The organism is Microbacterium canaveralium, from assembly GCF_047238045.1.
Classification (GTDB): domain Bacteria; phylum Actinomycetota; class Actinomycetes; order Actinomycetales; family Microbacteriaceae; genus Microbacterium.
The window spans coordinates 135,141-161,300 of record NZ_JBDFMA010000003.1 but is presented as its reverse complement, the minus strand read 5'-3'; the positions used below and the strand labels follow the sequence as shown (position 1 = coordinate 161,300).

The window sequence follows — 26,160 nt, the reverse complement described above, 5'->3', positions numbered from 1 at the left end:
ACCGTCAATGTTGATCGGATCAATGTGTCCGCACCACTCGCCCGCCTTACCGCCGCTCAGGCCGCCGCACGCCTCGGCGTGAAGCCCGCGACCCTGTACGCCTACGTCTCGCGCGGCATGCTGGCGCGCGAGCGCGACGCACGCGGATCGACGTTCGACGCGCTCGAGGTCGAGGCCTTCGCCGCCGCCCGTCGGCGGACGGCCGCACGCACGCCCCCGCACCCGACGACCGGCATGCCCCTCGGCGTCATCCGGACCGACGTCGCCGACGTCGAAGACGGCGAACTGCTCTTCCGCGGCCGGCGTGCCCGCGATCTGATCGATCGCCCCTTCGCCGACATCGTCGCGTGGCTGTGGGATGCCGAGCGCGTCGACGCGCCCGACACCGCGATCGGCTCCGCCCGAGCGATGGTGCAGGCGTTGCCGCTGCACACGGGTCCGATGGACCGACTGCGCGCGGCACTGACGGGCTTCGCCGCCGACGATCCGCTCCGGCGCGACGCGAGTCCCGCGACGGCGTATCGCGTCGGGTGGGTCCTGCTGACCGGGCTCCCCGTCGCCCTCGGCGGGCACCCGCACCCCGATCTCGCCCGCTCCCTGGTGAGCTCGTGGATCCCCGCCCCGTCGGCCGCGGTGGTCGCAGCGGTCAACGCCGCTCTCGTGCTGCTCATCGACCACGATCTGGCCGTGTCGACCTTCGCGGCGCGCGTGGCGGCATCGGCACGGGCCGACGGATACGCCGCGGTCAGCGCGGCGCTCGGCGCCGCCGATTCGCCCCTCCACGTCTCTGCCGCCACCCGCACCGCGCGCCTCCTGGCCCGGGTGCGCCGCGGCCTGGAGCCGGAGCGGGCCCTGGCCGAGGCGCTGCAGGAGGGCAATGGCATCCCGGGGTTCGGCCATCCGCTCTACGACAGCATCGACGACCGGGCCGACGCCCTGTTCCCGCTGCTCGCCACCCTGCCCGACGGCGCAGGGACGATGGATGCCGTGCGCCGGCTCCGGGAGGTCGTCGCCGACCGCGCCCGCCTGGCACCGAACGTGGACCTGGCACTGGCGGCGCTCGCCTCGGCGGCCCGGCTCCCCGAGGACACCGCGGCCACGGTGTTCGTCGTCGGGCGCACGGCCGGATGGATCGCCCACATCGCCGCCGAGTACGCCGAGCCCGCGATGCGCCTGCGACCGCGCGGCGAGTACGTCGGGCCGTAGCCCCGGCGGCGGGGTTCCCTCCGTACCGCGTGCGGGCTCCGGGCGTGCGGTCGTGCGGAGTCCGTCCGGGACATGCCGCTACGGCGGGCCGCCGACGGCGTGCCACCCACCGACTCCGCGGGACGGTCCCGGGTCGGTCAGCCCCGGTCCCACCCCTTCGCCAGCTCGACCACCGCGGCGACCGCGGCCTCGGTGTCGGCGGGCGTTCCCCCGGCTCGCCCGGCGGCCAGTCCGGCGACGAAGGCGCTGAGCGGAGCGGCAGGGCGCGCCACACCGTTCGCGACGTCCCGGGCCAGGTCGAGGATCAACGCGATGGGGATGTCGCCCTCCGCGAGGCCGAACTCCTCGGCCAGGGCGGCGCTCCACTCGTTCAGCGCCTCGGGCGGCAGGGTGCGGGATTCGGTCACGGCTCCTCCTCGGGGGATGCGGGAGCTCGTCCGCCCGCCGCAGTCAGATCGTCCCACGTGTCGATGTCGCGGGTGACGTCGGCATCCGCGCGGATCGCGCCGACCTCCAGGCCGCCGAGCAGTGCGCGCATCGACGCGTCGCGCCCGCCGTCGGGCAGAGCGGATGCCGCCTCCCGCAGCGCCACGGTGCGATACCGCCCGACGAGCCACTGCCGTCGACCGTCGTCGAGGCACGCTCCGTCGAGACCGGCCGACAGCGGCTCCGACAGCAATGCGACCGCACGATCGGCGTGCGCGAGATCGCAGGCCACGACGTAGACCTCGTCGGCATCCACCGAGCCCAGAGCCGCGACGATGCCTGCGACCGGCCCACCGAAGGGCGGATCCTCACGCACCCACTCCACGTCGAGCGTCGGATCGAGGACGGGGGCCGCGACGACGATCCGCCGCGCCCCGTGCGTCCGGACCGCTTCGACCGCCGCGCCGAGCAGCGTGCCGCCGCCGACCTCGAACAGCGGCTTCACCGCACCATCGACGCGCGAGCCGCGCCCGCCCGCGAGGAGGATCGCGTCGACGCTCACCACAGCGCGACCGTGACGAGCTCGTCCGGCGCGACATCGCTCTCGCGGGGCGGGAGCACGGCGAGTCCGTCGGCGGCGCCGAGACCGCGCGGGCCTCGCTCGGTCGGGCGCGCCACCCACGCGGCCGGATCCGTCCGGTCCAGCGAGACCGGAACGTACTGCGTCTTCTCGGGTCGGGCGCGCCACCCTCCGGCGAGCGCGACGCGCGTGCTCGTGCGGCCGACCTCGGCGTCCCCCTCCAGTGCCCGCAGCGCGGGGCGCACGAAGAGCTCGAACGAGACGGCCGCGCTCACGGGATTGCCGGGGAGGCCGAACAGCAGCGTTCCACGGGGCGTGACCCCGAAGCCCTGGGGCTTGCCGGGCTGCATGCGCACGCGATCGAAGCGCATCAGGTCGCCGAGCGTGTTCTTCACGACCTCGTACGCTCCCGCGCTGACGCCCCCCGAGAACACGACCACGTCGGCACCGGCCTCTTCGGCGGCGGCAATCGCCCGGCGGGGGCCGTCGCCCTCGTCGGGCACGCTGGTGCGCAACACGATCTCGGCACCGGACTCCTCGGCGAGTCCCGCGAGCAGGACGCTGTTGGACTCGGGGATCTGCCCGCGCCGCATCGGAGCGCCGGGCGAGACGAGCTCCGACCCCGTGGACACCACCGCCACGCGCGCCGTGCGCGACACCGACACGGTGCCGACCCCGGATGCCGCGATCGCGCCGATCCACGCCGCGGTGAGCCGCACGCCCGCGTCGACGACGAGGTCCCCCGCGCTCACGTCCGACCCCCGACGGCGGATGTGCGCCCCGGGCGCGCGCGGCGCCGCGACGACCGTGACGGGGTCGAGGCCGCCGGCGAGTCCACGCTCGGTGTCCTCGAAGGGGACGACCGCCGTGGCGTCGGTGGGCACGGGCGCTCCCGTCATGATGCGCGCGGCCTCGGCGGTATCCAGGGTCGGATCGAGATCGGTGCCGGCCGGAAGGTCGGCGACGACGCGGAAGGTCGCCGGCACGGCGGTGACGTCGGCGAAACGCAGCGCGAAGCCGTCCATGGCCGAGGAGTCGAACGCGGGCACATCGACCGCCGCACGCACGGGATGCCGCAGCACGCGGCCACGCGCCGCGGCGACGTCGTGGGACTCGGCGGGGAGCGGCCGCGCCGCCTCGAGGACGGCGGCGAGGTGCTCGGCGACGTCGATCACACGACCGACCGACGGAGGGTGAGGGGCATGTGCCCAGCGTAAGCCGGGCCGGCGCGGCGGGAGGGAATCGCGCGAGCGGAGGACGTGGGAGCTCTGACACGTCCTCCCCCGACGGAATCCCCTCCCTTCGGCGACACCGCGCGAGTACCGTGTGCGGCATGAGCGACCTGACCTACGCCGAGATCGGGGCGACGGCCGGACCGCTTCCGCCGGGGTACCACCACGTGCGCGCCGAGCGCGTGATCGGTCGAGGTCGCGTCGCGTTCGAGCAGGCGGCGGACGCGCTGCTGTGCGGCGCCGTTCAGCGACGGGCGGGCGCCATCGTGCGGATGTCGGACACACCGCTGCGCGTCGGCACCCGGATCGACATGCGGCTCGGGCCGTTCGGCATCCCGTGTCTGGTGGTCTGGGCCGAGCGCGACGACGACCACGCGGGGTTCGCGTACGGGTCACTGCCCGGGCATCCGGAGAGCGGCGAGGAGCGCTTCGTCCTGGCCCTCGCCTCATCGGGCGAGGTGACCTTCACGATCACGGCGTTCTCGCGTCCCGGCCGCTGGTTCACGCGGATCGCGTGGCCCGCGAATCGCCTGATCCAGCGCCGCATGACCGAGCGCTACCTCCGGACTCTCGACGCGCCGAGCCGCTGACACCCCGAACCACTGACCGACCGGATGCCACGGCCCGGGCCGAATGCCACGGGCCGGGCCGCATGCCACAGGTCGAACCGCATTCCACGCCCCCACCCGAGAGGGGAGGGACCGCAGCCCCTCCCCTCCGGTGTCACTCGTCTGAGGACTCGTCCGTCCGGCGCGGACGCAGCAGCAGCGCCACCACGACCCCCACCACGATGACGGCGACGCCTCCGACCGACAGGCCGATGACCAACCCCGACGGGGCCGCGGGGGTCGAGGCATCCGGGGCCCCCGCTGCTTCCTGCTGCGACGCGACGCTCGCGCACGGCGACGCTTCCGAGCCGGCGGCGGCCGTCGCGCCCGGTGCCGGGGCATACGCGAACGCGTACGTGCCCGAGACGGGGTGACCGTCCGACGACACGGCTCGCCACGTCACCTGGTACTCGCCGGCGGGTCCGAGCTCCACCGGGGTGGTGAGCGCCGGTCCCGCGAGAGCCGTGCAATCGGTCTCGTAGTGGCGGGCGTCGGGCCCGACGACGATGACCTCGTTGCCGCCGTCAGCGCCGAGGAGGTTGGCGCTGAACGTCAACACCACATCGGATGCCGTCGACACCGTCTCGTCGGCCGTCGGCGTCGCCGAGACGAGGCTGTCGTGGGCCGACGCGGCCGGGGCTCCGCCGAACGCCGCGCCCACGGCGGCCGCGGCGACGATGAGGCTGAGGAGGCCGGCCCGACGCCGAGACGCCGTGAGCGCGCGCACGGTCAGGCCTTCTTCGGGCGGCGGGCGAACGCTAGCGCGCCGAGGACTGCGCCGCCGATGCCGATGACGAGCGCCGCGATGCTGAGGCCCAGCGCAACCCCGGCCGAATCGTCGGAAGCGGAGGACGCCGACGCCGACGCGTCGGCCGCGTCGTGGTCGTCGTCGGGCGCCGCGGTCGCGGTGTCGTGCGAGGCGCCGTGGCCCGCGGCCGGCGGTGCGTCGTTGATGTACAGCACCGGAGCGGGCTCGAGCGTGTCGTCGGCGGCGACCTCGTCGGGCGTGGCCGACCAGTTCACGACCTCGCCGTCGGAGTACGTCTGCACGGCGGGCAGAACGACGTGTCCCGTGTCGGGCACGGGTCCGAGGACGGCCGAGAAGACCTGGAACTGGTCCTGACCGATGCCCACGCCGGGGTCGGCCTGCCAGACGATCTTCAGCGGTCCGTCGCTGATGGTGTTGCCGTCGACCTCGACGGGCGCCGGGAGGGCGCCCTTCTCGACGGTCGCGGTCCAGCCGGGCACCGGCTGCACGAGGACCGCCGTGAACGGGGTCTCGGTCGGGAGGGTCACTTCGATCTTCACCGTCGAGGCCGTCTCCGACTCGGTCGGAACGCGGAAGTTGACCGTGGCGTAGCTGCCCGGGGTGGCGGTGTTGGGGTTGACGGTGACGTGTGCGGATGCCGCGAGCGGGATGCCCAGCGCGAGGGCGAGGCCGGCGGCCGCGCCCACGAGGGCGCGCGAGAACGTACGGGACATGAATGCTGCTTTCTGCGAAATGCGCAGGCGTGAGGGCACGCCGAAGCGCGAAGGGTGAAGAGGAGAGGGTCTTACGCCGCGAGCGGCGGACCCCGATGCCTCATCACCGACAGCACGGTCATTGCGACCGTGAGCAGCGGTGCCTCCGGACGCACGCGGGGCGCCACCCGGGGGCGCGGCGCCGAGACGGGCACGAGGGCGCGGAACGTGTCGGTCAGCAGCCAGGCCACGGCGCGCAGCGCATGCTCGCCCGAGCCGAGCGCCACGACGGTGACGGCCGCGGCGAACGCGTGCGCGACCCACATCCAGGGCGACTCGGTGCCCGTGAGCCCGTGGGAGTGACCGGATGCCGCGACCTCGGCGAGAGCTGTGGCACCGCCGTGGTGGCCGGAAGCGACGATTCCCCCGCTGAGGTCGACGGCGAGCAGCGAGTGGAACAGCGCCTGGCTGGCGACGATGGCGGTCGTCAGGCGCCACCACGAGGCGGTGCGGCCGACCAGGGCGATGCACAGCGGCGCCGCGAGGCTGAGCGCCAGGACGACGTTCAGGGCGGCGGGCAGGTCACCCGCGGCGACGGAGTGCGAGAGGGTCGCGACGAAGGTGGCGAGCACGGCAGCGGACACCCCGCGTACCGCGCGACGCGCGCGCCCCGCTCTCGCCGACATGTCGGTCCTCCAGATTCGTGCGCTGCCATTCCATCACACGGGTCGGACACCGGCCCCCGCCCCGCACCCCGGGCGTACGCTCGACGCATGTCCCCCACCTCGCGCGAGCGGTCCTGACGTGGGCCGCCTGACGGCGTCGCGCCGCGTCACCCGCATCACGCTCGACGGCGTGAACCGGCAGCGACCGGATGCCGTCGCCGTCGAGGAGCCGCTCGAGATCCGCGTCGCCGGGTCACCGCTGTCCGTCACCATGCGCACGCCGGGTCACGACGTCGAGCTCGCGGCGGGGTTCCTCGTGTCCGAAGGCGTCATCCACCGGGGCGACCAGTTCGCTCGCGCGATCCACTGCGGAGGACCGGGCACCGGCGGCGCCGACGGCAACACCTACAACGTGCTCGATCTCACCCTCGCCCCGGGTGTGACGCTCCCCTCGCCCGACATCGCCCGCAACTTCTACACGACCAGCTCGTGCGGGGTGTGCGGAACGGCATCCATCGAGGCGGTGGAGAAGGTGTCGACGTACGACGTGTCGGAGGACTCCATCCGGGTCGAGGCGGTCGACCTCGCGGGCTTCCCCGACCGCCTCCGCGAGGGCCAGAAGGTGTTCGAGAAGACCGGCGGGCTGCACGCGGCGGCGCTGTTCGACGTCGCCTCGGGCGAGCTGCTCGTCGTGCGCGAAGACGTCGGCCGCCACAACGCCGTCGACAAGGTCGTCGGTTGGGCCCTGCTGAACGACCGGCTGCCGCTGCGTGGGACCGTGCTGCAAGTGTCGGGCCGCGTGAGCTTCGAGCTCGTGCAGAAGGCCGTGATGGCCGGCATCCCCGTTCTCTCCGCCGTGTCGGCGCCGTCGTCGCTCGCCATCGAGTTGGCCGAGCGTGCCGGACTCACCGTCGCCGGATTCGTCCGCGGGGGCAGCATGAACCTCTACACACGTCCGGATCGCATCGTCGCACCGTCCACAACCCCCGCCATGGCGGAGGCCTCGGGCGTACGCTGACCGGAGGCGCACGGTGTGTGGATGCCACCGTGTCGGCGCCGCAACCATCGAAGGGGTGAGCATGGGTGACGCGTTCGGGCTGATGAAGGAGACTCCGCGCCAGGGGGGTCTCGGACCCGCCGTGACAGGCGACTGGTCGAGCACCGGCGAGTACCAGCACCCAGCCGCCGGATGGGGTGCCGCGCTCACGGTCGGCAAGGTCCTGCTCGAGCAGCGCCAGCCCATCGCCGGCACGAAGGCGATGTTCACGATGAACCACCCGAAGAGCGGTTTCGACTGCCCCGGGTGCGCGTGGCCGGACGACAAGGGCGTCGCCCTCGACATCTGCGAGAACGGCATCAAGCACGTCACGTGGGAGATGACCCACAAGCGCGTCGGCAGGGAGTTCTTCGCCGAGCACTCCGTGTCCGAGCTGGCCGAATGGTCCGATTTCGCTCTCGAGGATGCCGGCCGACTCGTCGGTCCGATGGCGTACGACGCCGCGACCGACCACTACGTCCCGATCTCGTGGAACGACGCGTTCCGCCTCATCGCACAGCACCTGCAGGGTCTCGATAGCCCCGACCAGGCCGCGTTCTACACGTCCGGGCGCCTCAGCAACGAGGCGTCGTTCCTGTACCAGTTGTTCGCGCGAGAGCTCGGGACGAACAACCTCCCCGACTGCTCGAACATGTGCCACGAAGGTTCGGGCCGCGGGCTGACGGCATCCCTCGCCACCGGCAAGGGCACCGCCGACCTCGAGGACTGGGAGAACTGCGACGCCCTCTTCGTCCTCGGCGTCAACGCGGCGTCGAACGCCCCGCGCATGCTCACGAGCCTCGCCGAGGCCGTCGATCGCGGGGCGCAGGTCGTGCACGTGAACCCTCTGCGCGAGGCGGCGGCGACCCGCACGATCGTGCCGCACGAGATCGTCGACATGGCGACGTTCCACTCGACCCCGACGAGCACGATGAACCTGCAGGTTCGCCCCGGAGGCGACCTCGCCCTCATCCGCGGCATGGCCAAGGTCGTCTTCGAGGCCGCCGAGAGCGACCCGTCGGTGCTCGACCGCGCGTTCATCGACGGATACACGAACGACTTCGAGGCCTACCGAGCACTCGTCGAGGCGACGGCGTGGGACGACCTCGTCACGCAGGCGGGTCTGACCGAGACCGAGATCCGCGCAGCGGCCGATGTGTACCTCGCGTCCGAGCGCACCGTCATCAGCTGGTGCCTCGGCGTCAGCCAGCACGAGCACGGCGTCGACACGGTCCGCGAGATCGTCAACCTCCTCCTCCTGCGCGGCAACGTCGGGCGCCTGGGCACCGGTCCGTCGCCGGTGCGCGGCCACAGCAACGTGCAGGGCAACCGCACGTGCGGCATCAACCACAAACCGACGGAAGAGTGGCTCGCCAAGCTCGACGAGGTGTGCGGCATCCGCTCGCCCCGCGATCCCGGGCTCGACACCGTCCACACCGTCGCGGCCCTTCACCGCGGCGACCTGAAGGTGTTCGTCGGAATGGGCGGCAACTTCGTGCGGGCCGCTCCCGACACGAAGCTCACGGCCGAGGGCATGAGCCGCTGCGAGCTGACGGTCCACGTCAGCACGAAGCTGAACCGCAGCCACCTCACGCACGGCAAGGCCGCGCTGATCCTCCCTTGCCTCGGTCGCACCGAGCGCGACGAGCAGGAATCCGGTCCGCAGTCGATCTCGACCGAGGATGCCATGAGCTCCGTCATGCTCTCGCTCGGGTCGCGCAAGCCCGCGTCGCCGCACCTCCTCAGCGAGCCGGCGATCATCGCGCGCATGGCCCGCGCCGCGATGCCCGACTCGAAGACGCCGTGGGAGTGGTACGTCGCCGACTACGACCGCATCCGCGACACGATGGCGAAGGTGCTGCCCGGCTTCGAGGGCTTCAACGAGCTCGTGCGTCAGCACTGGGGCTTCCGCATCCCGCAGCCGGCGCGCGAGCGCGACTTCCGCACGCCCTCCGGCAAGGCGGAGTTCTCCACGGCGGAGCTCCCCGACGTCATCCCCGCCGACTCCGACGTCCTGGTGCTCCAGACCATGCGCTCGCACGACCAGTGGAACACCACGATCTACTCGGCCGACGACCGGTACCGCGGCGTCCGGAACATCCGCGAGCTCATCTTCATGAACCGCAAGGACATGAAGGAGCGCGGCATCGCCGAGGGCGACCTCGTCGACATCGTGGCGACCTCACGCGACGGTTCGGTGCGCAGCATCACCGCGTTCCGGGCGCTCGAGTACGACACCCCGCGCGGCAGCGCCGCGGGGTACTTCCCCGAGATGAACGTGCTCCTCGGCCCCGACGACTACAGCCGCCAGAGCGACCAGCCGCTGATGAAGAGCCTGCGCGTGCGGGTGGCGAAGACGGCCTGACCGGATGCCGCGGCTGCACGCGCTGTTCGCGTGCAGCCGCAACCGGCTGCGCAGCCCGACCGCCGGCCTCGGTGCGCACGGCACAACCTCAGCGATTCGCACAAACTCAGCCCGGGCCTCGGCTGAGCGACTGAGGTTGCGCGAATCACTGACCGAGCGCGCGCGGCCCCGGCGCGGCACCGTGGGGCGGGGTCGGTCAGTTCTTCGTGCCGGGCGCGTCGGCGACGCTCATCCGCGATCTGAGCTATTTCCCCGCTGCAGACACGACACAGCCCTGGCTCGTGCTGACGGCGTGGGCGGTCGTCGGTCTGGTTCTCAGCGCGATCGGTCACTGGCGAAGCCGCGAGGTCGTCCACATCGCGGACTGACCTCGAGGGGATGCCACACGCCACTGTCGCGCGCAACCTCAGCGATTCGCACACCCTCAGCCCGGATGCCGCCAAACGGACTGAGGGTGTGCGCATCGCGGAGCCGCGGCAGCCTGCACGGACCGCCCAACTAGACTGATCCCGTCCGGCCCCCGCGATTCTTGGAGCTCAGCCGCGTGACCACCCCGAACCCCGCTGCACCCGCCCACCGCACGGCCCTCGCCGATACGGTCGAGAACGCGATCGCCACGCCCGAGAAGGACCAGCCCTACGGCGCCCTCGGCCTCAAGGACGACGAGTACGCCCGCATCCGCGAGATCCTCGGCCGTCGCCCCACCAGCGGCGAGCTGGCGATGTACTCGGTCATGTGGAGCGAGCACTGCTCCTACAAGTCGAGCAAGATCTACCTGCGCCAGTTCGGCCAGAAGGTCAGCGACGAGATGAAGACCCGCCTCATGGTGGGCATGGGCCAGAACGCCGGCGTCGTCGACGTGGGCGACGGCTGGGCGGTCACCTTCAAGGTCGAGTCGCACAACCACCCGAGCTACATCGAGCCCTTCCAGGGTGCAGCGACGGGCGTCGGCGGCATCGTCCGCGACATCATCTCGATGGGCGCGCGCCCCGTCGCCGTCATGGACCAGCTGCGCTTCGGCGCCATCGACCACCCCGACACCCCGCGCGTGGTGCACGGCGTCACCAGTGGCATCTCGTTCTACGGCAACTGCCTGGGCCTGCCGAACATCGGCGGCGAAACGGTGTTCGACTCCGTCTACCAGGGCAACCCGCTCGTCAACGCCCTCGCCGTGGGCGTCCTCCGCCACGAAGACCTCAAGCTCGCGAACGCGTCCGGCGCGGGCAACAAGGTCGTGCTGTTCGGTGCCCGCACGGGCGGCGACGGCATCGGCGGCGCCAGCATCCTGGCATCCGACACCTTCGCCGACGGCGGACCCACGAAGCGCCCCGCGGTGCAGGTGGGCGACCCGTTCGCCGAGAAGGTGCTCATCGAGTGCTGCCTCGAGCTCTACCGCGACGACCTCGTCGAAGCCATCCAGGACCTCGGTGCCGCAGGCATCTCGTGCGCCACGAGCGAGCTCGCGGCCAACGGCAACAGCGGCATGAAGGTCGAGCTGTCGAAGGTGCTGCTGCGCGACCCGTCGCTCACGCCCGAGGAGATCCTCATGAGCGAGAGCCAGGAGCGCATGATGGCGATCGTGGCTCCCGAGAAGCTCGACGCGTTCCTCGCGGTCGTCGGCAAGTGGGACGTCGAGACGAGCGTGCTCGGCGAGGTCACCGGCGACGGCCGCCTCGTCATCGACTGGTACGGCGAGCGCATCGTCGACGTCGACCCCTCGACCGTCGCCGTCGACGGCCCCGTGTACGAGCGTCCCGTCGCGTACCCCACGTGGATCGACGCGCTGCAGTCCGACTCGGCCGCGAAGCTCCCCCGCGCCGTCGACAACGACGCCCTTCGCGAGCAGTTCACGACCCTCGTCGCGAGCCCCAACCTCGCCGACACGTCGTGGATCACGAACCAGTACGACTACTACGTGCTCGGCAACACGGCGCTGAGCTTCCCCGACGACGCCGGCATGATCCGCGTCGACGAAGAGACCGGTCTCGGCTTCGCGATCGCCACCGACTGCAACGGCCGCTACTGCCAGCTCGACCCCTACACCGGCGCGAAGCTCGCCCTCGCCGAGGCGTACCGCAACGTCGCCGTCACCGGCGCGGTTCCCACCGCCGTCACCGACTGCCTCAACTTCGGCAGCCCCGAGAACCCCGAGGTCATGTGGCAGTTCAGCCAGTCCGTCGAGGGCCTCTCCGACGGATGCCTCGAACTCGGCATCCCGGTCACGGGCGGCAACGTGTCGTTCTACAACCAGACCGGTGACCAGCCGATCCACCCGACCCCCGTGGTGGGCGTCATGGGCATCATCGACGACGTCGCCGCGCGCATCCCGAGCGGCTGGCAGGATGCCGGCGAGAACCTGTACCTCCTGGGCGTCACGGCCGACGAGCTCGACGGTTCGCAGTGGGCCGGCACCATCCACGACCACCTCGGCGGCCGTCCACCGAAGGTCGACCTCGCGCAGGAGCGCAAGCTCGCCGAGCTGCTGCAGGCCGCGGGTTCGCAGTCGCTCGTCTCCAGCGCGCACGACCTGTCTTCGGGCGGACTCGCCCAGGCCCTCGCCGAGGGCGTCATGCGCTTCGGCGTCGGCGCGCGCGTCTGGCTCACCGAGCTCATGGAACGTGACGGCGTGGATGCCACCGCCGCCCTGTTCAGCGAGTCGACCGGCCGCGTGCTCGTGAGCGTGCCGCGCGAGGAGGACGTGAAGTTCCGGGGCCTGTGCAACGGCCGCGGCTACCCGGTGCTGCGCATCGGCGTGACCGACGTCGAGCCGGGTGCGGAGGCGACGCTGGAGATCCAGGACGTGTTCACGGTTCCCGTCTCGGAGCTGCGCCGCCTGTCGACCGAGACGCTCCCCGGCGTCTTCGGCCCGACGGTCACCGAGCCCGCCGCCTGAGCCGTCCGGCCCATCAGGCCGGGGTCCGTACGAACCCGCCACACGAAAGGAGTCGCCGATGACCGAGCACGACGACGACATGGCGGGCTTCGACGCCCGCCGTCAGCGCCGCGTCAAGATCACCGCGTGGGTGGTGATCGGCGCGCTGATCCTGACGGGTGGCGGCGCGACGGTCCTGACGCTGCTGTTCGGCTGACGCGTCCGACGGCCCCGCCGGTCACGACGCGACACCTCGGCGGCCGGCCGCGAGGCACCACCCGGGTCAGAGGAGGGCCGCGAACCGCTCCGTCTGCTCGACCGGGCCGATGACGATGAGCAGATCACCGGCCGACACCACCGAATCGGCGCCGGCGGGACGCCATTCCCCATCGGCGCCCTTGATCTTCACGATCGTCACACCGTGGCGACGACGCACACCGGCCTGCTGAAGGGTCATCCCCTCCAGTTCCCGGGGTGCGACGGTCTTCGCGACCACGAGGTCTTTGTCGAACTCGACGTAGTCGAGCATCGCGCCGCGGACGAGGTGCGCCACCCGTCGGCCCATGTCCGCCTCGGGATAGACGACGTGCTCGATACCGAGCTGCTCGAGGATCAGTCCGTGCTGCTCGCTGATGGCCTTCGCCCAGATCGACCGCACGCCCATCCGCTTGAGCAGAGACGTCGTCAGGATGCTGGCCTGGATGTCGGTGCCGATGCCCACCACGACCCGGTCGAAGTCCAGAACACCCAGCTGCTCCAGGGCTGCCTGCTTCGTGGAGTCCGCGCGCACGACGTGGGTGAGCACGCCGTTCATCGCCTGGACGATGTCCTCATCGGTGTCGATGCCGAGCACTTCGGTGCCCGAGCGGGCCAGCTCGATCGCGAGCGCTCCGCCGAAGCGCCCGAGACCGATGACCGCGATGGAGGATGCGTTCTCACGTGTGCGGCGGCGACGGAAGAAGGGGGCTGCGTTATCCAATGATCGGACGCTCCTTCGGGAGTTCGTACATGCGCTTCTCTCGGGTCAACGCGAGGGCGGTGCCGAGCAGGACGGGGCCGAGCCGGCCGATGAACATTAGGACGATGAGGATGAGCTGGGCGGCGGTCGGAAGGTCCGCGGTGATCCCCGTCGACAGGCCCACGGTGGCGAACGCGGAGATCACTTCGAAGAGGACGCGGTCGAGACCGAACGGGCTGATCACCATGATGGCGAGGGTCGAGCCGACGACGAGCGCCAGCGACAGCAGCGCCACGGTGAGCGCCTCGCGGTGAGTCGACCGCGGGAGGCGTTTGCCGAACATGTTGACAGCGGTGTCCCCTCGCAGCTCGGCCACGATGATGAACAGGAGGACGGCGAACGTCGTGATCTTCAGGCCGCCCGCCGTGCCCGCGGGACCGCCACCGATGAACATGAGGATGTCGGTCACGTACCAGCTCGCCCCGTGCATCTGCGACACGTCGATCGAGTTGAACCCCGCGGTGCGCGGCATCACGGACATCGTGAACCCGGCGAGAACGCGCCCGGCCGGGTCCATGGGCCCGAGAGTCGCCGGGTTCGACCACTCGAGCGCCGTGAGGGCGACCGCCCCGGCCACGAGCAGGACGATGGTGCCGGTGACGACCGTCACGGTGTTCAGGGTCCACCGACGCGGGAAGCGGATCCGCCGACGCAGCTCCATGATCACCGGGAACCCCAGACCGCCGAGGATGATCGCGGCGCAGATCGGCAGGCAGATCCACGGGTCGGTCGCGAACGACATCAGGTTGTCGCTGAAGAGGGCGAAGCCCGCGTTGTTGAAGGAGGACACGGCGTGGAACGCGCCGAGCCAGAGCGCTCGACCGAAGGGCTCGCCGTACCCGAGTCCGAATCGTCCCGCGAGCAGGATCGCCACCGCGACCTCGGCGATCACGGTGATGGTGGCGACGCCGAGGAGGACCCGACGCACATCGCCCACCGCGACGGTGTGCGTCTCGCTCACGGCCGTCAGGCGCGTACGCAGGCCGAGCCGCCGCGCCACGAGCAACCCGAGGAGGGTCGCGAGGGACATGACGCCGAAGCCGCCGATCTGGATGAGCACCATGATCACGACCTGACCGAACGGCGACCAGAAGGTCGCCGTGTCGACGATGATGTGCCCCGTGACGCACAGCGCGCTGGTGGCGGTGAACAGGGCCTCCATGAAGGTCGCCCCGCGCCCCTGCGTCGAAACGGGAAGGCTGAGCAGACCCGTGCCCATGGCCAGGACACCGCCGAACGCGAGGACGATGGCCCGCCCGGGCGTGAGTCGCCAGAGCACGCCGGCGCCCACGCTGCCGCGCCCCGCGGATCGCCGGAATCTCACCGAGCAACGATCTCACACCCCCGCTCGGCGGCCGACCGGACGACTCAGGCGCTTGTCGGCACACCGTCGTAGCATGAGGGCGTGGAACCGCTCCTGGCGCTGATCGTCGACTGGTGGTGGATAGGCCCCGCTGCAGCCGGTGCCGGCACCGTCGGCTGGATCGGCGTGCGCAGCACGCGCCGCCGCGCCCTTCCCGCGGGTGCCTCCACGACCGATCGCACTGCGCGGGCGTGGACGAACCGACCGCTCAGCAAGTCCGCCGCCCGACGCCTCGAGTTCGACGCGGCCCTTCTCGATCTGCAGAGGTCACGCCACGCCGTCACCCGCGGCCGGGCCGAGGTGAAGATCGCGGATGCCGAGGTCATGCGCGCCCAGGCCGAGCGCGCGGCATCCCGAGTCTCCTCCGACGCGGTCTCCTCGGCGCGGGCCCGCCTCACCGCGGCGCAACGCGAACTGCGGGCGGCCTCGGCCGAGATCCGGGCGCGTCGCGCCGCCGTACGTGCGGCGAAGGCGATGCTGCCCGCGATCCGCGCGGGCAGTGCTCCGCTGCCCGTCGAGCGGCTGTTCGCCGAGCACGACGCGGTGCTCGTGCGCTGGATGGCGTACGAGACCGACCCGGCGCTCGCGATCGACTTCCCGGTGATGAGCGATCCGAAGTCGCCGCTCCTGGCGGAGTTCCTCCGCGCTCACGAGCGAGCGCAGTGGCTGCGCCCGGCGTCGACGACCTCGCGGCTCGAACCGGCCGACTTCCTCGCCTACCGCGACGCCGTCCGCGCGCTGACCCACGCGTTCGAGCGGGCCGAACGCGCCGCGCGCCGTGGGCGGGACGACGGTCCCCCGGTGGATCCCGCCGACGCGTGGGGCCGGATGGCGTCGGACTGGGCCGAGCAGGCGCAACGGGCTCTGGCCTGGTCGATGGAGAACATGGGAAAGGCGGCATCCAAGTCGTGGAACGAGCGCCACACCAAGCGTGCGCGCAAGAACGACTCGGACGCGTAGCGTGGCGACGTGAACGAATTCCTGCAGTTCGCCGGGCACTACTGGTGGCTCGTGTTCCCGCTGTTCGGCATGACGATGGGTGCGATCGGAACCGTCAACAAGCAGCGCGAGCTCTCGGCCCGACGCCGCCACCGCGAGCAGCTGGAACTGATGCGGGTGCAGAGCGGGGTCGCGGCATCCGTGCCCTCCCCGGTCGTCCAAGCCCCTGCAGTGGGCGACGACCTGGCCCGAGCGCAGGCGAGACACGACGACATCACGCACCGTTGGCTCGACTACGAACTCGACGTCTCGAAGCTCATCTCCTACCCCGCGATGAGCGACGGCCGGCAGCCCCTCACCGCCGCATTCCTGCGCGCGAAGAAGGTCGCCGACAACCTCCGCCCCGCCGCGGGTGAGAAGCCGACGCCCGAGCGTCTCGCCGAGTACCGCGACGCCGTGACCGACTACGAGGTCGCGTTCGAGGTGGCCGAGCGCGACGCACGGCGTGTGAAGGCGGCGGCGTTCACCCCCGAGGAGCGCAAGCGCCTCGAGACCGCTCAGCAGTTGCTCGGCGTCGCGGTCGACCAGGCGGCGACCCCGAACGAGCGGCAGGTCGCCTACCGCCGCGTCCGGCAGGAGCTCGACGGACTCATCTGGCTGAGCGACGAGGCCGTCGAGAACCTCGAGAAGAAGGTCGCGCTCGAACTGCCGCGCCCTGCCTCACCGACGCCGCCCGAACCCGCCGTCTGACGCCACCGTTCGTCGCGGATGCCGATCCGCGAACCTCGACGCGACGCCGCCTCAGCGCGCGCGGCGGATGCGCACCGGCCCCCGCGCGGTCGTCACGTCGACGATCTCGCCGCGCTGCGTGACCTCGACCTCGCCGGCGTCGACGAGCTCGCGTGCGGCATCCCGCGCCGGTTGCATCAGGTCGCGCCACTCGTCGCCGCCCACCTCACGGGCCGCCTCCGACGGGCAGATCGTCGCGCCGTCCGCCCGCTGCGCGAGCAACGAGCGGATGGATGCCACGAGCCGGGGATCCGCAGCAGATGACGGGGGCATGTGTCCAGTGTCCCTCCGCGAGACGGCATCAGGGGCGAGAATCGGCGCGTGCCTGTCGAACGCCACGCCCCCGCCCTCCCCGGCCGCGCCGTCATCGAGCAGCGGTGGAACCGCGCCGTCTTCGTGCACTGGCGCGTCGACCCGGACGAGGTCGCGCCGATGCTGCCCGCCGGGACGCGCCCGGACGTGCACGACGGCTCGGCGTGGGTGGGGCTGGTGCCGTTCGTGCTGAGCGAGTTCCGCTTCCTGCCGTTGCCGCCCGTACCGTTCGTCGGCACGTTCACCGAGATCAACGTCCGCACGTACGCGGTCGACGGCGCCGGGCGTCGAGGGGTGGTCTTCCGCACGCTCGAGGCCGAGCATCTCGCGCCGGTGCTCGCGGCCCGGGTGCTGTTCGGACTGCCGTACCGCTGGGCACGGGCGGGGGTGCGCACCGACGGGCCGCTCATCGAGTACCGGTCGCGCCGGCACACCGACCGGCATCCCGGCACCCGCCTGCGCGCGCGCATCGGTACCGACCCGGTCGACACTCCGCTCTCGCGCTTCCTCACGGCGCGCTGGGGATTCCACGAGCGCCACCTCGGCCGCACGATCTGGGCCGCGAACAGCCACGAGCCGTGGCCGCTCGTCACCGCCGAGCTCGAGGTGCTCGACGACGACCTCGTCGCGGATGCCGGCTTCCCGCAGCTCGCCGGACGCACCCCCGACTCCGTGCTCGCGATGCCTGCCGGGCACCCCGGCTTCCGCACGCGCTTCACCGCCGCCCGGGCGATCGCGAAAGCCCCCTCCGCCTGAGTCGACGGAGGGGGCTCGCGGTGCGGTGCGTCAGCTGCGCTGCGTCGAGAACGCCTCGGGGTTCTGCTCCAGCCACGCGTCGACGGCCTCGGCCTCGCGGCCCTCGCCGTACTCGTTCACGACGAGGTCCTCGAGCGAGCCGTACTGCGCGTCGTCGAGCTGGATGCCGGCGATGAGCTCAGCGGCATCCGGGTACTTCTCGGCGAACCCGGCGGTACCGAGGAAGTGCAGCTTCTCGGGGTCGCCCATGAGGCCCTGGGGGTCGGCGAGGTCCTTCACGTCGTACGCGTCGTTGGCCCAGAACGGGCGCCACAGGGTCACCGCGATGTCCTTCTGCGCCGAAATGGCGTTGTCGAGTTCGGTGAGCATGGCCGCAGTCGACGAGGTCACCAGCTCGAAGTCGCCGTCGAGGCCGTAGCCGGGAAGCATCGTCTCCTGCGTCTGCTTCGTCAGACCCGCCCCGGGCTCGATGCCGTAGATCTTGCCGTCGAAGCGCGCAGCGTTGCCCTTGAGCTGGTCGATCGAGTCGATGTCGACGTAGCTGGGCACCGCGATCGTGAGCTTGGCGTTGTCGTAGTAGGAACCGAGGTCTTCGATCGAGTCGCCGTACGTGTCCATGTAGGACTTGTGGGTCAGTTCGGGCCACGCCGACGGGTAGATGTCGACGTCACCCTGCGCGAGCCCGGCGTACAGCGGACCGGCCTCGGTGAGCGTCTGCATCTCGACGGTGTAGCCGATCTTCTCGAGCTGGTCCTCGAGGAGGTACGCGGTGCTGAGGCCGTCGGTCCACGACGGCAGGAAGCCGAGCGTGATGGTGCCCTTGTCGCCGCCGTCGCCGGCGCCGCCCTCTGCCTGGTTGCCGCTCGCGCAGCCGGCGAGCGCGAGGGACGCTGCGGTGCCGAGGACGAGAATGCCGGTGAGGTGTCGCGTGTTCTTCATGTGATTGCTCTCTTTCTGGTTCCGTATGTCGTTTCTTCGACGCGTGAGGGGTCGATTTCTGTCGCTTCGATGACCCCGAAGCGACACTTGTCGACCCCTCACGCGCGGGGTTGGGGAGTCAGGCGCCCGTGGTGATCGGGGCGCGACGCGGGGAGGCGACCGCGCGCTCGGCCTCCGTGTGGGCATCCCCGGCCGGAGTGTCGGGCGTCCGTCGGCGACCGAGCATGCCGAGCAGCGACGACGTGTTGCCGGAGCGTGTGCCGAGGGCGGCGGTGAGGCGGTCGAGGTAGACCGCGAGGATGACGACGCTCAGCCCCGCCTCGACGCCCTTGGGCAGGTTGACCGTGGAGATCGACTGCACGACCTCCTTGCCCAGACCGTCGGCTCCGACCATGCCGGCCACGACCGCCATCGACAGCGCGAGCATGATCACCTGGTTCACGCCGGCCATGATCGTGGGCATCGCGAGCGGCAACTGGATGCCGCGGAGGATCTGCCCGGGCGTCGCGCCGAACGCGTGTCCGGCCTCGACGGTCTCGGAGTCCACCCCGCGGATGCCGAGCTCGGTCAGACGCACGCCAGGAGGGAGGGCGAAGATGACCGTCGCCACGACACCGGGAACGACCCCGATGCTGAAGAAAGTGATGGCCGGGATGAGGTACACGAACGCCGGCATCGTCTGCATGAAGTCGAGCACCGGCTTCATGACGGCGCGCACGGTGGGGTTGCGTGCCGACCAGATGCCCAGCGGCACCGAGATCGCCACGGCGACGGCGGCGGCGATGACCACGAGCGCGAGCGTCTGCATGGCGGTCACCCACTGTCCCATCGCGAGGATGAGGGCGAACCCGACCACGGTTCCGACCGCCAGCTTCCACGAGCGGACGAGCCAGGCCAGGAGCGCCGCGACGACGATCACGACGACGATCGGGGCGGACAGCAGCACGTCACTGAGGCCGCCGACCAAGAAGCGGACGACCACGGCGATGACGTCGAACAAGCCCGAGAGATTGTCGCGGAGCCAGTCGACTCCCGCGTCGACCCACGTGCCGACAGGAATGCGGAACCCGTCCATCAGCGCACCGCCTCGATTCCGGATGCCACGGCGTCGGGCGCCTCACCCGCCGAAGCCGGGGCAGCGGCGAGCACGGCGTCGATCTCGGCGGAGGGCACGGGCTGTGGAAGCACCGTGATCTCCTCGGTGGAGGTGGGTCCAGGGCCGAGCGCGGCGAGCAGCGTCACGCGCGGGATGACGCCGGTGAGGCGTCCCTCGGCATCCACCACAGCGAGCGGGAGGGGCGACTCGACCGCGGGCACGAAGAGGTTCATCAATACCTCGTCCTCGCGCACGCTCTGCGGCACGGGCTTGAGCCTGCCGAGCAGCGAGCTCTCGCCGGCGCGGACGAGCTTCACGGCGTCACGGTCGGTGACGATGCCGAGGAGCTTCCGGTCGCGGTCGGTGACGTACACGGCCGACATGTAGGCGTCGCGCATCTGGCGCAGGGCCGTGCGCGGGCCGGCGGCGGCATCCACTCGGGGGCGCGGACGCTCCATGACGTTGGCCGCCGTGAGCACGCGGGCGCGGTCGACGTCCTGCACGAACTGCTCGACGTAGTCGTTGGCGGGGTCGGTGAGGATGTCCTCCGGCGTTCCGATCTGGACGATGCGGCCGTCGCGCATGACCGCGATGCGGTCGCCGAGGAACATCGCCTCGTTGAGGTCGTGCGTGATGAAGACGATCGTCTTCTTCAGCGTCCGCTGGAGCTCGAGGAGCTGCTCCTGCATCTCGCGGCGGATGAGCGGATCCAGGGCACTGAAGGCTTCGTCCATGAGCAGGATGTCGGTGTCGGCGGCGAGAGCGCGGGCGATGCCGACGCGCTGCTGCATGCCCCCCGAAAGCGCCGAGGGGAGCTTGTCGCCCCAGCCCTCGAGGCCCACGAGCGCCAGGATCTCGTCCGCCTTCGCGAGGCGCTCGGCCTTGCCGACGCCGCGGATCTCGAGCGGGTAGGCGACGTTCGCGGCGACCGTGCGGTGGGGCAGGAGGGCGAAGTGCTGAAACACCATCGCGATGCGCTCGCGACGGAGGGTCCGCAGACGCGCGGAGCTCACTCCGGTGAGGGCGTCGCCCTGCACCTCGACGGTGCCGGCGGTGGCGTCGTGCAGGCCGTTGAGCATGCGGATGATGGTCGACTTGCCGGAACCGGAGAGGCCCATGATGACGAAGATCTCGCCGGGTTCGACGTCGAAGCTCGCGTCGATGACGGCCGCCGTTCCGGCGTCGTCGAGGTCGTCCCGCCGGGCCCCGGCACGGAGCTTCTCGACGGCGGTCTGAGGGGAGCGGCCGAAGACCTTGAAGAGGTTCCTCGCCGCGATGGCATGCGGATGGGTCACTGTGTGCACCTGTGCGGCCTCGGGTGGCCGCATCGGTCACGCCCGGGTGGCAGCCGCTCGGCGCTCCTCGGGGGGACGAGCGCTCCGACGCCGGATGTCGGATCCGGGTCCTGGCCGCCGACCGTACGCTCGCGGCGCGACTCCCCCGAGTCGGCACCGGCGACCGCGGACTGGTCGGGTGGGCGGCCCCGCGAGGGGCCTCCTCTACCGTTTCACGCTGATGGATCGGCTGGCAAACCGACCGCTCGTTTGCGTTCGGCGGACATCCGTGGCACGCGCGGGCGCGAGACAGAAGAGCCACGGGCGCTCGGCGACGGAGGATCCGACGGCTGGCCCGGGCGTGTCGGCTCAGTCGTCGGCAGGCGTACCGGCGGCGGACCGGTGGTGCCGGATGACCTCGGCCACGACGAAGTTGAACCACTTCTCGGCGAAGTCCGGATCGAGGTCGGCCTCGGCGGCCAGACGCTTCAATCGGGCGATCTGCTGCTCCTCGCGGGCGGGGTCGGATGCCGGCATCCCGTGCTGCGCTTTGAGCACCCCGACCTGCTTGGTGCAGCGGAAGCGCTCGGCGAGCAGGAAGATGAGCGCGGCGTCGATATTGTCGATGCTTCCGCGCAAGCCCTGCAGGATCGTCGTGGGGTCGGCCTCGGTCATGGGTCCTCCGGATGCGACCCTATCGCGCCCCGCCCCGTGCGACCGCGAGCCCTACAGTGTGAGCATGAGCCGATCCACGCGCCCCGACCCGTCCGCCGAAGGCGCGAACGCCGGGGAGGTCACGTCCCGGGATCGGCCGATGTGGTGGGCCTTCTCCCGGCCCTACGCCGCAGGGTTCTTCCTCACCCTCGGCGGCCTGACGGCGATCCTGCTGGGCCTCGCACTGTCGAGCCTGTCGACGGTGCTCATCTACATCGCGATCGCGCTCTTCATCGCGCTCGCGCTCGATCCCCTGGTGCGGCGGCTCGTTCGCCGAGGCGTCTCGCGGGCCTGGGCGATCGTCATCGTGTTCGGCGGCCTCGCCGTCATCCTCGTGGCCGCTCTGTGGCTGCTGATCCCGCCGGTCGTCCGGCAGGTGGAGCAGTTCGTCACGGACATCCCCACGTTCGTCAACGACCTGATCAACAGCGACGCCGTCCGGTGGGTCGAGACCAACTTCGGCGACAGCCTCGGCAACATCCTCCAGGAAGTGCAGAAGTTCTTCACCAACCCGGCCAACCTCACCGCCATCGGCGGCGGCCTGCTCCAGGTGGGCGTCGGCATCGCGACCGGCATCTCGGGCGCGATCATCGTGCTCGTGTTGAGTCTGTACTTCTTGGCATCCCTGCCTGCCATGAAGAACTCGCTCGTGCGCCTGACTCCGGCGCGCAGCCGCGAGACCGTTTCGGAGATGACCGGCCAGATCACCGAATCGGTCGGTGGCTACCTCGCGGGGATGGTCGTCCTCGCGCTGTGCAACGCCGTCTTCGGTTTCATCGTCCTGACGATCCTCGGCCAGCCCTTCGCCGCGCTCCTCGGTGCCCTCGCCTTCGGCATCACCCTGATCCCGCTCGTCGGTTCCGTCCTCTTCTGGGCGACGGCGTCCGTGCTGACGCTCATCGTCGACCCGGTTTCGGGGCTGATCTTCGCCGGCGTGTACCTCGTGTACATGCAGGTCGAGGCATACGTCCTCACGCCCCGCGTGATGAACCGCACCATCTCGGTTCCCGGCTCGCTCGTCGTGATCGGCGCGCTCGTCGGCGGCACTCTCCTCGGCCTCCTCGGAGCGCTCGTGGCCATCCCCGTGACCGCGTCCGTTCTGCTGATCGTGAAGCAGATCATCATCCCGCGGCAGGATGCCAAGAAGTAGGAGTCAGCGCATCGGGAGCAGACGCGTCGGCGCGGGGGACGCCGTGCGGTGGCGCACACGGCCCGGGACCCCGGTGCGGGGGTCGAGCGGAAGCGACACGATCTCGTCGGCGAGCTGCCCGGCCACGAGCAGCATGTCGTTGACCACGACGTGATGCCTCGGCCAGTGCGTTCCGGCCTCGGCCAGCGCGGTGAACTGGAGCGCCTCGCCTGCCCCGCGGACCGCGAGCACGCCGACCGTGTCGCTGCCGCGGACGCCCGCGTACAGCGTCGTGCCGTCGCGGCTCGTGCCGAGCTCGGCCGCGGTGTCGCCCTCGAGCGTGCCGAGCAGCTGCTCGCCCGAGATGATGCGCCAGCGGCCCTCGGCATCCGGGGTCAGCACGAACACCTCGCGGCTGAGCTCTGTCACGACGTACAGGTGACCGGACGGATGCCACACGCCGTGGCGCGGGCCGCTGCCCTTGGGCAGCGCCACCTCCTGCACGAGGCGGAGCCCGGCGCCGGTCGAGTGCCAGAAGCGGACGAGGTCGAGACCCATGTCGGTGGTGGCGAGGAGCCCCCGCGGCAGCACGATCGTCTCGTGCGCGCGCGACACCCGAGCGCCTGCGACGGCCTCCTCGGACTCGGCGTCAGTCTCGGGGAGCGCGTCGTAGTCGGGGATCAGGTGACCGTATTCTTCGCCGGCGGCCTCGCGCAGCGCGCGGGCCGCGGCCGCGAGATCGGGCACGGCGGCGCCGGACACCGCGGTCGGCGTCTCGACGACGAAGGCGTCATCGGTACCGCCGTACGGGTCGCTCGCCGCGGCGGCGATCACGGGCGAGGAGGGTCGGCCCGCGGCATCCAAGGAGATGCGGACGACACGACCGTCGCCCCAGCAGCTGGCGACGAGGAACGACCCGTCGGGCGCGACCGCCACGTGGCACACGGCCTCGCCGGCGGGGACCGGCGCTCCGAGCGGGGCGAGGCGGGTCTCTCCGGTGCGGCGATAGGCCTGCACCGTGCCGTCCGACTCGTGCGCGGCGTAGAGGACGTCGAGCTGCGGGTGCAGCGCGACCCACGACGGCGAGCCGGACGCGGCGACCGCGGTGCCGACCATGCCCAAGGGGCCGGACGCCCAGGCCGAGTCGGCGTCGCCGGCCTGCAGGATGCCGATCCCTTCAGCCGCCCCCGCGTCGGGGGTGTACGCGCCGACCCAGAACCGCACGTCAGTCGATGAGGTCGTGACGGACGATGACCTGGTCGCGCGCGGGACCCACGCCGATGACCGAGATCCGCGTCCCACTCATCTCTTCGAGCGCCAGTACGTACTCCTGCGCCGTCTGCGGCAGCTCGTCGAACGTGCGCGCGGTCGAGATGTCTTCGCTCCAGCCGGGCAGGTACTCGAGGATCGGCTTGGCGTGGTGGAAGTCGGTCTGGTTGACCGGCAGGTCGTCGTACCGCTCGCCGTCCACGTCGTACGCGACGCACACCGGGATCTGCTCGAGTCCGCCGAGGATGTCGAGCTTGGTGAGCACGAGGTCGGTGATGCCGTTGATACGCGTGGCGTAGCGGGTGATCGGGGCGTCGTACCAGCCGACGCGGCGCGGACGGCCCGTCGTGGTGCCGAACTCGAACCCGCGCGAACGCAGATAATCGCCGCTCTCGTCGAACAGCTCGGTCGGGAACGGGCCGGAGCCGACGCGCGTCGTGTAGGCCTTCACGATGCCGACGATCCGGTCGAGGCGGTTCGGCCCGACACCGGAGCCGGTGGACGCCCCGCCCGCGGTCGCGGACGACGAGGTCACGAACGGGTAGGTGCCGTGGTCGACGTCGAGCATCGTGGCCTGACCGCCCTCGAAGACGACGACGTCACCGGCATCCAGGGCGTCGTTCAGCAGCAGCGAGGTGTCGGCGACCATCGGGCGCACGCGCTCGGCGTACGCGAGCAGATCTTCGACGATCTCGTCGACCGTGATCGACCGCCGGTTGAAGACCTTCACGAGCAGGTGGTTCTTCTGGTCGAGGGCGCCTTCCACCTTCTGCCGCAGGATGTTCTCGTCGAACAGGTCTTGCACGCGGATGCCGACCCGGTTGATCTTGTCGGCGTAGGCCGGGCCGATGCCGCGACCGGTCGTGCCGATCATGCGCTTGCCGAGGAAGCGCTCGGTCACCTTGTCGAGCGTGCGGTGGTATTGCGTGATGATGTGCGCGTTCGCGCTGATCTTCAGGCGGCTGGTGTCGAGACCGCGCGCGTTCAGAGCCTCGAGCTCGTTGAAGAGCACCTCGAGGTCGATGACCACGCCGTTTCCGATGACCGGGTTGACGCCGGGCGACAGGATGCCGCTGGGCAGCAGGTGCAGCGCGTACTTCTCGTCGCCGATGACGACGGTGTGCCCGGCGTTGTTGCCGCCGTTGAACTTCACCACCCAGTCGGTGCGCTCACCGAGCAAGTCGGTGGCCTTGCCCTTGCCCTCGTCGCCCCACTGGACGCCGACGATCACGATTCCGGGCATGTGCGCTCCTCGCGTGTTATCCGGCGGTACACCCCATCCTATCGACCGCCCCGACAGCACCCCCTCGGGGTTGTCCACAACCCCACCCGGCGCTCCTGCCGCGTCACTACCCTGGGCGCATGATCCGCTCTCGCAGCTGGGCGACCGGCTGGACCGCCCTCCGCCTCGCAATGGCCGCGCTCATCGCCGCCGCCATCATCGCCCAGTTCGTCTCCACCGTCGCGGGTGCCGCCGCCGCCCACCGCGACGTGCCGACGACCATCGCGAACTTCTTCAGCTTCTTCACCATCCTGTCGAACACCGCGAGCGTGGTCGTGCTCGCCTGGGCGGGTATCCGGTTCCTCTCGCGCGGACGCCGGCTCGAACCCGACCCGCTTGCGTTGGCCGCCGCGTTGGCCTGGGTGTCGACGTACATGGTGATCACCGGCGTCGTGTACAACCTGCTCCTCCGCGGTCTTCCGCTCCAGCCCGAGACCGTGGCCTGGTCGAACGAGGTCATGCACGTGTGGGGACCGCTGTTCCTGCTGCTCGACCTGTTCCTCGGGCCCTGCCGCCGGCGTCTGCCGTGGAAGGCGGCGCTGGGGGCCGCGATCTTCCCGATCGCGTGGATCGTCTACACGCTGGTGCGGGCGAACCTCGTGACCAACCCGACCACCGGGCAGCCCTACTGGTACCCGTACCCGTTCCTCAACCCGTACGAGAGCAGCTGGGGCAGTGTCATCGGGTACATGATCGGCATCGCCGTGACGATCATCGTCGTCGCGTTCGGCGCCGTGGCGCTCGGGCGGGCACGGGGGTCGCGCGAGGCCTGAGGCGTGCCGCGGCCTAGGCCTGCGGCTCGCCTGACCGGTTCCGGTGTTTCGGGGCG

27 protein-coding genes are annotated in these 26,160 nt (G+C 71.1%); 12 read left to right on the top strand and 15 right to left on the bottom strand.

Going from position 1 to position 26,160, the window contains the following annotated elements:
* The first annotated feature begins 24 nt into the window (after nucleotides 1-24).
* A complete protein-coding gene (locus ABC271_RS01685; protein WP_412923186.1) occupies nucleotides 25-1,206 on the top strand; it encodes a citrate/2-methylcitrate synthase in 1,182 nt (393 codons plus the stop codon).
* 137 nt (nucleotides 1,207-1,343) lie between these two features.
* Here ABC271_RS01685 and ABC271_RS01680 read toward each other — a convergent pair whose 3' ends face one another.
* Genes ABC271_RS01680 through ABC271_RS01670 form a run of 3 tightly spaced genes read right to left on the bottom strand, consistent with a single transcriptional unit; the run spans nucleotide 1,344 to nucleotide 3,387 of the window.
* On the bottom strand, nucleotides 1,344-1,613 hold the full coding sequence (locus ABC271_RS01680; RefSeq protein ID WP_412923185.1) for a DUF6457 domain-containing protein: 270 nt from the start codon (nucleotides 1,611-1,613) through the stop codon (nucleotides 1,344-1,346).
* A complete protein-coding gene (gene mobA / locus ABC271_RS01675; RefSeq protein WP_412923184.1) occupies nucleotides 1,610-2,197 on the bottom strand; it encodes a molybdenum cofactor guanylyltransferase in 588 nt (195 codons plus the stop codon). Before mobA ends, ABC271_RS01680 begins: the two co-directional genes overlap by 4 nt.
* Entirely contained in the window at nucleotides 2,191-3,387 is a 1,197-nt protein-coding gene (locus ABC271_RS01670; RefSeq protein WP_412923183.1) for a molybdopterin molybdotransferase MoeA, read from the bottom strand. Before ABC271_RS01670 ends, mobA begins: the two co-directional genes overlap by 7 nt.
* Before the next feature lie 158 nt (nucleotides 3,388-3,545).
* Here ABC271_RS01670 and ABC271_RS01665 point away from each other — a divergent pair, with 158 nt between their 5' ends.
* Nucleotides 3,546-4,034 (top strand): DUF1990 domain-containing protein, encoded by a 489-nt coding sequence (locus tag ABC271_RS01665; RefSeq protein ID WP_412923182.1) that lies wholly within the window; start codon nucleotides 3,546-3,548, stop codon nucleotides 4,032-4,034.
* Between the two features lie 133 nt (nucleotides 4,035-4,167).
* Here ABC271_RS01665 and ABC271_RS01660 read toward each other — a convergent pair whose 3' ends face one another.
* From ABC271_RS01660 to ABC271_RS01650, 3 genes are all read right to left on the bottom strand, one after another.
* Nucleotides 4,168-4,779 (bottom strand): copper resistance CopC family protein, encoded by a 612-nt coding sequence (locus ABC271_RS01660; RefSeq protein WP_412923181.1) that lies wholly within the window; start codon nucleotides 4,777-4,779, stop codon nucleotides 4,168-4,170.
* A gap of 2 nt (nucleotides 4,780-4,781) precedes the next feature.
* Nucleotides 4,782-5,534: a YcnI family copper-binding membrane protein gene (locus ABC271_RS01655; RefSeq protein WP_412923180.1), complete on the bottom strand. Its 753-nt coding sequence runs from the start codon at nucleotides 5,532-5,534 to the stop codon at nucleotides 4,782-4,784.
* Nucleotides 5,535-5,605: 71 nt separating this feature from the next.
* Complete coding sequence (locus ABC271_RS01650) at nucleotides 5,606-6,199, bottom strand: hypothetical protein (protein ID WP_412923179.1); 594 nt, start codon at nucleotides 6,197-6,199, stop codon at nucleotides 5,606-5,608.
* 118 nt (nucleotides 6,200-6,317) lie between these two features.
* On the opposite strand from ABC271_RS01650, the gene fdhD reads away from it, so the two are divergent.
* The 5 genes from fdhD to ABC271_RS01625 all read left to right on the top strand — a co-directional run bounded on the left by fdhD (nucleotide 6,318) and on the right by ABC271_RS01625 (nucleotide 12,668).
* Entirely contained in the window at nucleotides 6,318-7,196 is an 879-nt protein-coding gene (gene fdhD / locus ABC271_RS01645) for a formate dehydrogenase accessory sulfurtransferase FdhD (protein ID WP_412923178.1), read from the top strand.
* Nucleotides 7,197-7,257: 61 nt separating this feature from the next.
* Nucleotides 7,258-9,579: an FdhF/YdeP family oxidoreductase gene (locus tag ABC271_RS01640; RefSeq protein WP_412923177.1), complete on the top strand. Its 2,322-nt coding sequence runs from the start codon at nucleotides 7,258-7,260 to the stop codon at nucleotides 9,577-9,579.
* A gap of 206 nt (nucleotides 9,580-9,785) precedes the next feature.
* The gene (locus ABC271_RS01635) at nucleotides 9,786-9,947 is read left to right on the top strand and encodes a hypothetical protein (protein ID WP_412923176.1); all 162 of its coding nucleotides are present in this window, start codon (nucleotides 9,786-9,788) and stop codon (nucleotides 9,945-9,947) included.
* 176 nt (nucleotides 9,948-10,123) lie between these two features.
* Nucleotides 10,124-12,472 (top strand): phosphoribosylformylglycinamidine synthase subunit PurL, encoded by a 2,349-nt coding sequence (gene purL / locus ABC271_RS01630; RefSeq protein WP_412923175.1) that lies wholly within the window; start codon nucleotides 10,124-10,126, stop codon nucleotides 12,470-12,472.
* A gap of 58 nt (nucleotides 12,473-12,530) precedes the next feature.
* Entirely contained in the window at nucleotides 12,531-12,668 is a 138-nt protein-coding gene (locus ABC271_RS01625) for a hypothetical protein (protein WP_412923174.1), read from the top strand.
* A 66-nt stretch (nucleotides 12,669-12,734) separates the two neighbouring features.
* Here ABC271_RS01625 and ABC271_RS01620 read toward each other — a convergent pair whose 3' ends face one another.
* The gene (locus tag ABC271_RS01620) at nucleotides 12,735-13,430 is read right to left on the bottom strand and encodes a potassium channel family protein (protein ID WP_412923173.1); all 696 of its coding nucleotides are present in this window, start codon (nucleotides 13,428-13,430) and stop codon (nucleotides 12,735-12,737) included.
* A complete protein-coding gene (locus ABC271_RS01615) occupies nucleotides 13,423-14,688 on the bottom strand; it encodes a TrkH family potassium uptake protein (RefSeq protein WP_412926086.1) in 1,266 nt (421 codons plus the stop codon). Before ABC271_RS01615 ends, ABC271_RS01620 begins: the two co-directional genes overlap by 8 nt.
* A 186-nt stretch (nucleotides 14,689-14,874) precedes the next feature.
* On the opposite strand from ABC271_RS01615, the gene ABC271_RS01610 reads away from it, so the two are divergent.
* Together ABC271_RS01610 and ABC271_RS01605 are read left to right on the top strand one after the other, a co-directional pair.
* A complete protein-coding gene (locus ABC271_RS01610; protein WP_412923172.1) occupies nucleotides 14,875-15,792 on the top strand; it encodes a hypothetical protein in 918 nt (305 codons plus the stop codon).
* Between the two features lie 9 nt (nucleotides 15,793-15,801).
* Nucleotides 15,802-16,521 carry a hypothetical protein gene (locus ABC271_RS01605; protein ID WP_412923171.1) on the top strand — a complete coding sequence of 240 codons (720 nt, stop codon included), beginning with the start codon at nucleotides 15,802-15,804 and terminating at the stop codon, nucleotides 16,519-16,521.
* Nucleotides 16,522-16,572: 51 nt separating this feature from the next.
* Here ABC271_RS01605 and ABC271_RS01600 read toward each other — a convergent pair whose 3' ends face one another.
* On the bottom strand, nucleotides 16,573-16,833 hold the full coding sequence (locus ABC271_RS01600; protein WP_412923170.1) for a DUF3253 domain-containing protein: 261 nt from the start codon (nucleotides 16,831-16,833) through the stop codon (nucleotides 16,573-16,575).
* 48 nt (nucleotides 16,834-16,881) lie between these two features.
* Between ABC271_RS01600 and ABC271_RS01595 the strand changes: the two genes are divergently transcribed.
* Nucleotides 16,882-17,628, top strand: a complete 747-nt coding sequence (locus tag ABC271_RS01595; protein ID WP_412923169.1) for a YqjF family protein — start codon at nucleotides 16,882-16,884, stop codon at nucleotides 17,626-17,628.
* Nucleotides 17,629-17,658: 30 nt separating this feature from the next.
* Here ABC271_RS01595 and ABC271_RS01590 read toward each other — a convergent pair whose 3' ends face one another.
* The 4 genes from ABC271_RS01590 to ABC271_RS01575 all read right to left on the bottom strand — a co-directional run bounded on the left by ABC271_RS01590 (nucleotide 17,659) and on the right by ABC271_RS01575 (nucleotide 21,612).
* Nucleotides 17,659-18,567 carry a glycine betaine ABC transporter substrate-binding protein gene (locus ABC271_RS01590; RefSeq protein ID WP_412923168.1) on the bottom strand — a complete coding sequence of 303 codons (909 nt, stop codon included), beginning with the start codon at nucleotides 18,565-18,567 and terminating at the stop codon, nucleotides 17,659-17,661.
* A gap of 118 nt (nucleotides 18,568-18,685) precedes the next feature.
* Nucleotides 18,686-19,642 carry an ABC transporter permease gene (locus ABC271_RS01585; protein ID WP_412923167.1) on the bottom strand — a complete coding sequence of 319 codons (957 nt, stop codon included), beginning with the start codon at nucleotides 19,640-19,642 and terminating at the stop codon, nucleotides 18,686-18,688.
* Complete coding sequence (locus ABC271_RS01580) at nucleotides 19,642-20,991, bottom strand: quaternary amine ABC transporter ATP-binding protein (RefSeq protein WP_412923166.1); 1,350 nt, start codon at nucleotides 20,989-20,991, stop codon at nucleotides 19,642-19,644. The genes ABC271_RS01585 and ABC271_RS01580 overlap by 1 nt, the downstream gene beginning before the upstream one ends.
* A gap of 315 nt (nucleotides 20,992-21,306) precedes the next feature.
* Nucleotides 21,307-21,612, bottom strand: coding sequence for a chorismate mutase (locus ABC271_RS01575; protein ID WP_412923165.1), 306 nt, complete (start codon nucleotides 21,610-21,612; stop codon nucleotides 21,307-21,309).
* A gap of 64 nt (nucleotides 21,613-21,676) precedes the next feature.
* Between ABC271_RS01575 and ABC271_RS01570 the strand changes: the two genes are divergently transcribed.
* The gene (locus ABC271_RS01570; RefSeq protein WP_412923164.1) at nucleotides 21,677-22,801 is read left to right on the top strand and encodes an AI-2E family transporter; all 1,125 of its coding nucleotides are present in this window, start codon (nucleotides 21,677-21,679) and stop codon (nucleotides 22,799-22,801) included.
* A 3-nt stretch (nucleotides 22,802-22,804) separates the two neighbouring features.
* Here ABC271_RS01570 and ABC271_RS01565 read toward each other — a convergent pair whose 3' ends face one another.
* Together ABC271_RS01565 and ABC271_RS01560 are read right to left on the bottom strand one after the other, a co-directional pair.
* On the bottom strand, nucleotides 22,805-24,004 hold the full coding sequence (locus tag ABC271_RS01565; protein ID WP_412923163.1) for a lactonase family protein: 1,200 nt from the start codon (nucleotides 24,002-24,004) through the stop codon (nucleotides 22,805-22,807).
* Nucleotide 24,005: 1 nt separating this feature from the next.
* Nucleotides 24,006-25,292 (bottom strand): adenylosuccinate synthase, encoded by a 1,287-nt coding sequence (locus ABC271_RS01560; RefSeq protein WP_412923161.1) that lies wholly within the window; start codon nucleotides 25,290-25,292, stop codon nucleotides 24,006-24,008.
* A gap of 119 nt (nucleotides 25,293-25,411) precedes the next feature.
* Between ABC271_RS01560 and ABC271_RS01555 the strand changes: the two genes are divergently transcribed.
* Entirely contained in the window at nucleotides 25,412-26,104 is a 693-nt protein-coding gene (locus ABC271_RS01555) for a Pr6Pr family membrane protein (protein WP_412923160.1), read from the top strand.
* Nucleotides 26,105-26,160: the final 56 nt, after the last annotated feature.

Coding starts and splice junctions, on each gene's coding strand:
- ABC271_RS01665 (WP_412923182.1), top strand. CDS start 3,546: ATGAGCGACCTGACCTACGCCGAGATCGGGGCGACGGCCGGACCGCTT.
- ABC271_RS01655 (WP_412923180.1), bottom strand. CDS start 5,534: ATGTCCCGTACGTTCTCGCGCGCCCTCGTGGGCGCGGCCGCCGGCCTC.
- ABC271_RS01650 (WP_412923179.1), bottom strand. CDS start 6,199: ATGTCGGCGAGAGCGGGGCGCGCGCGTCGCGCGGTACGCGGGGTGTCC.
- ABC271_RS01640 (WP_412923177.1), top strand. CDS start 7,258: ATGGGTGACGCGTTCGGGCTGATGAAGGAGACTCCGCGCCAGGGGGGT.
- ABC271_RS01625 (WP_412923174.1), top strand. CDS start 12,531: ATGACCGAGCACGACGACGACATGGCGGGCTTCGACGCCCGCCGTCAG.
- ABC271_RS01615 (WP_412926086.1), bottom strand. CDS start 14,688: ATGGGCACGGGTCTGCTCAGCCTTCCCGTTTCGACGCAGGGGCGCGGG.
- ABC271_RS01600 (WP_412923170.1), bottom strand. CDS start 16,833: ATGCCCCCGTCATCTGCTGCGGATCCCCGGCTCGTGGCATCCATCCGC.
- ABC271_RS01590 (WP_412923168.1), bottom strand. CDS start 18,567: ATGAAGAACACGCGACACCTCACCGGCATTCTCGTCCTCGGCACCGCA.
- ABC271_RS01585 (WP_412923167.1), bottom strand. CDS start 19,642: ATGGACGGGTTCCGCATTCCTGTCGGCACGTGGGTCGACGCGGGAGTC.
- ABC271_RS01580 (WP_412923166.1), bottom strand. CDS start 20,991: ATGCGGCCACCCGAGGCCGCACAGGTGCACACAGTGACCCATCCGCAT.
- ABC271_RS01575 (WP_412923165.1), bottom strand. CDS start 21,612: ATGACCGAGGCCGACCCCACGACGATCCTGCAGGGCTTGCGCGGAAGC.
- ABC271_RS01570 (WP_412923164.1), top strand. CDS start 21,677: ATGAGCCGATCCACGCGCCCCGACCCGTCCGCCGAAGGCGCGAACGCC.
- ABC271_RS01560 (WP_412923161.1), bottom strand. CDS start 25,292: ATGCCCGGAATCGTGATCGTCGGCGTCCAGTGGGGCGACGAGGGCAAG.
- ABC271_RS01555 (WP_412923160.1), top strand. CDS start 25,412: ATGATCCGCTCTCGCAGCTGGGCGACCGGCTGGACCGCCCTCCGCCTC.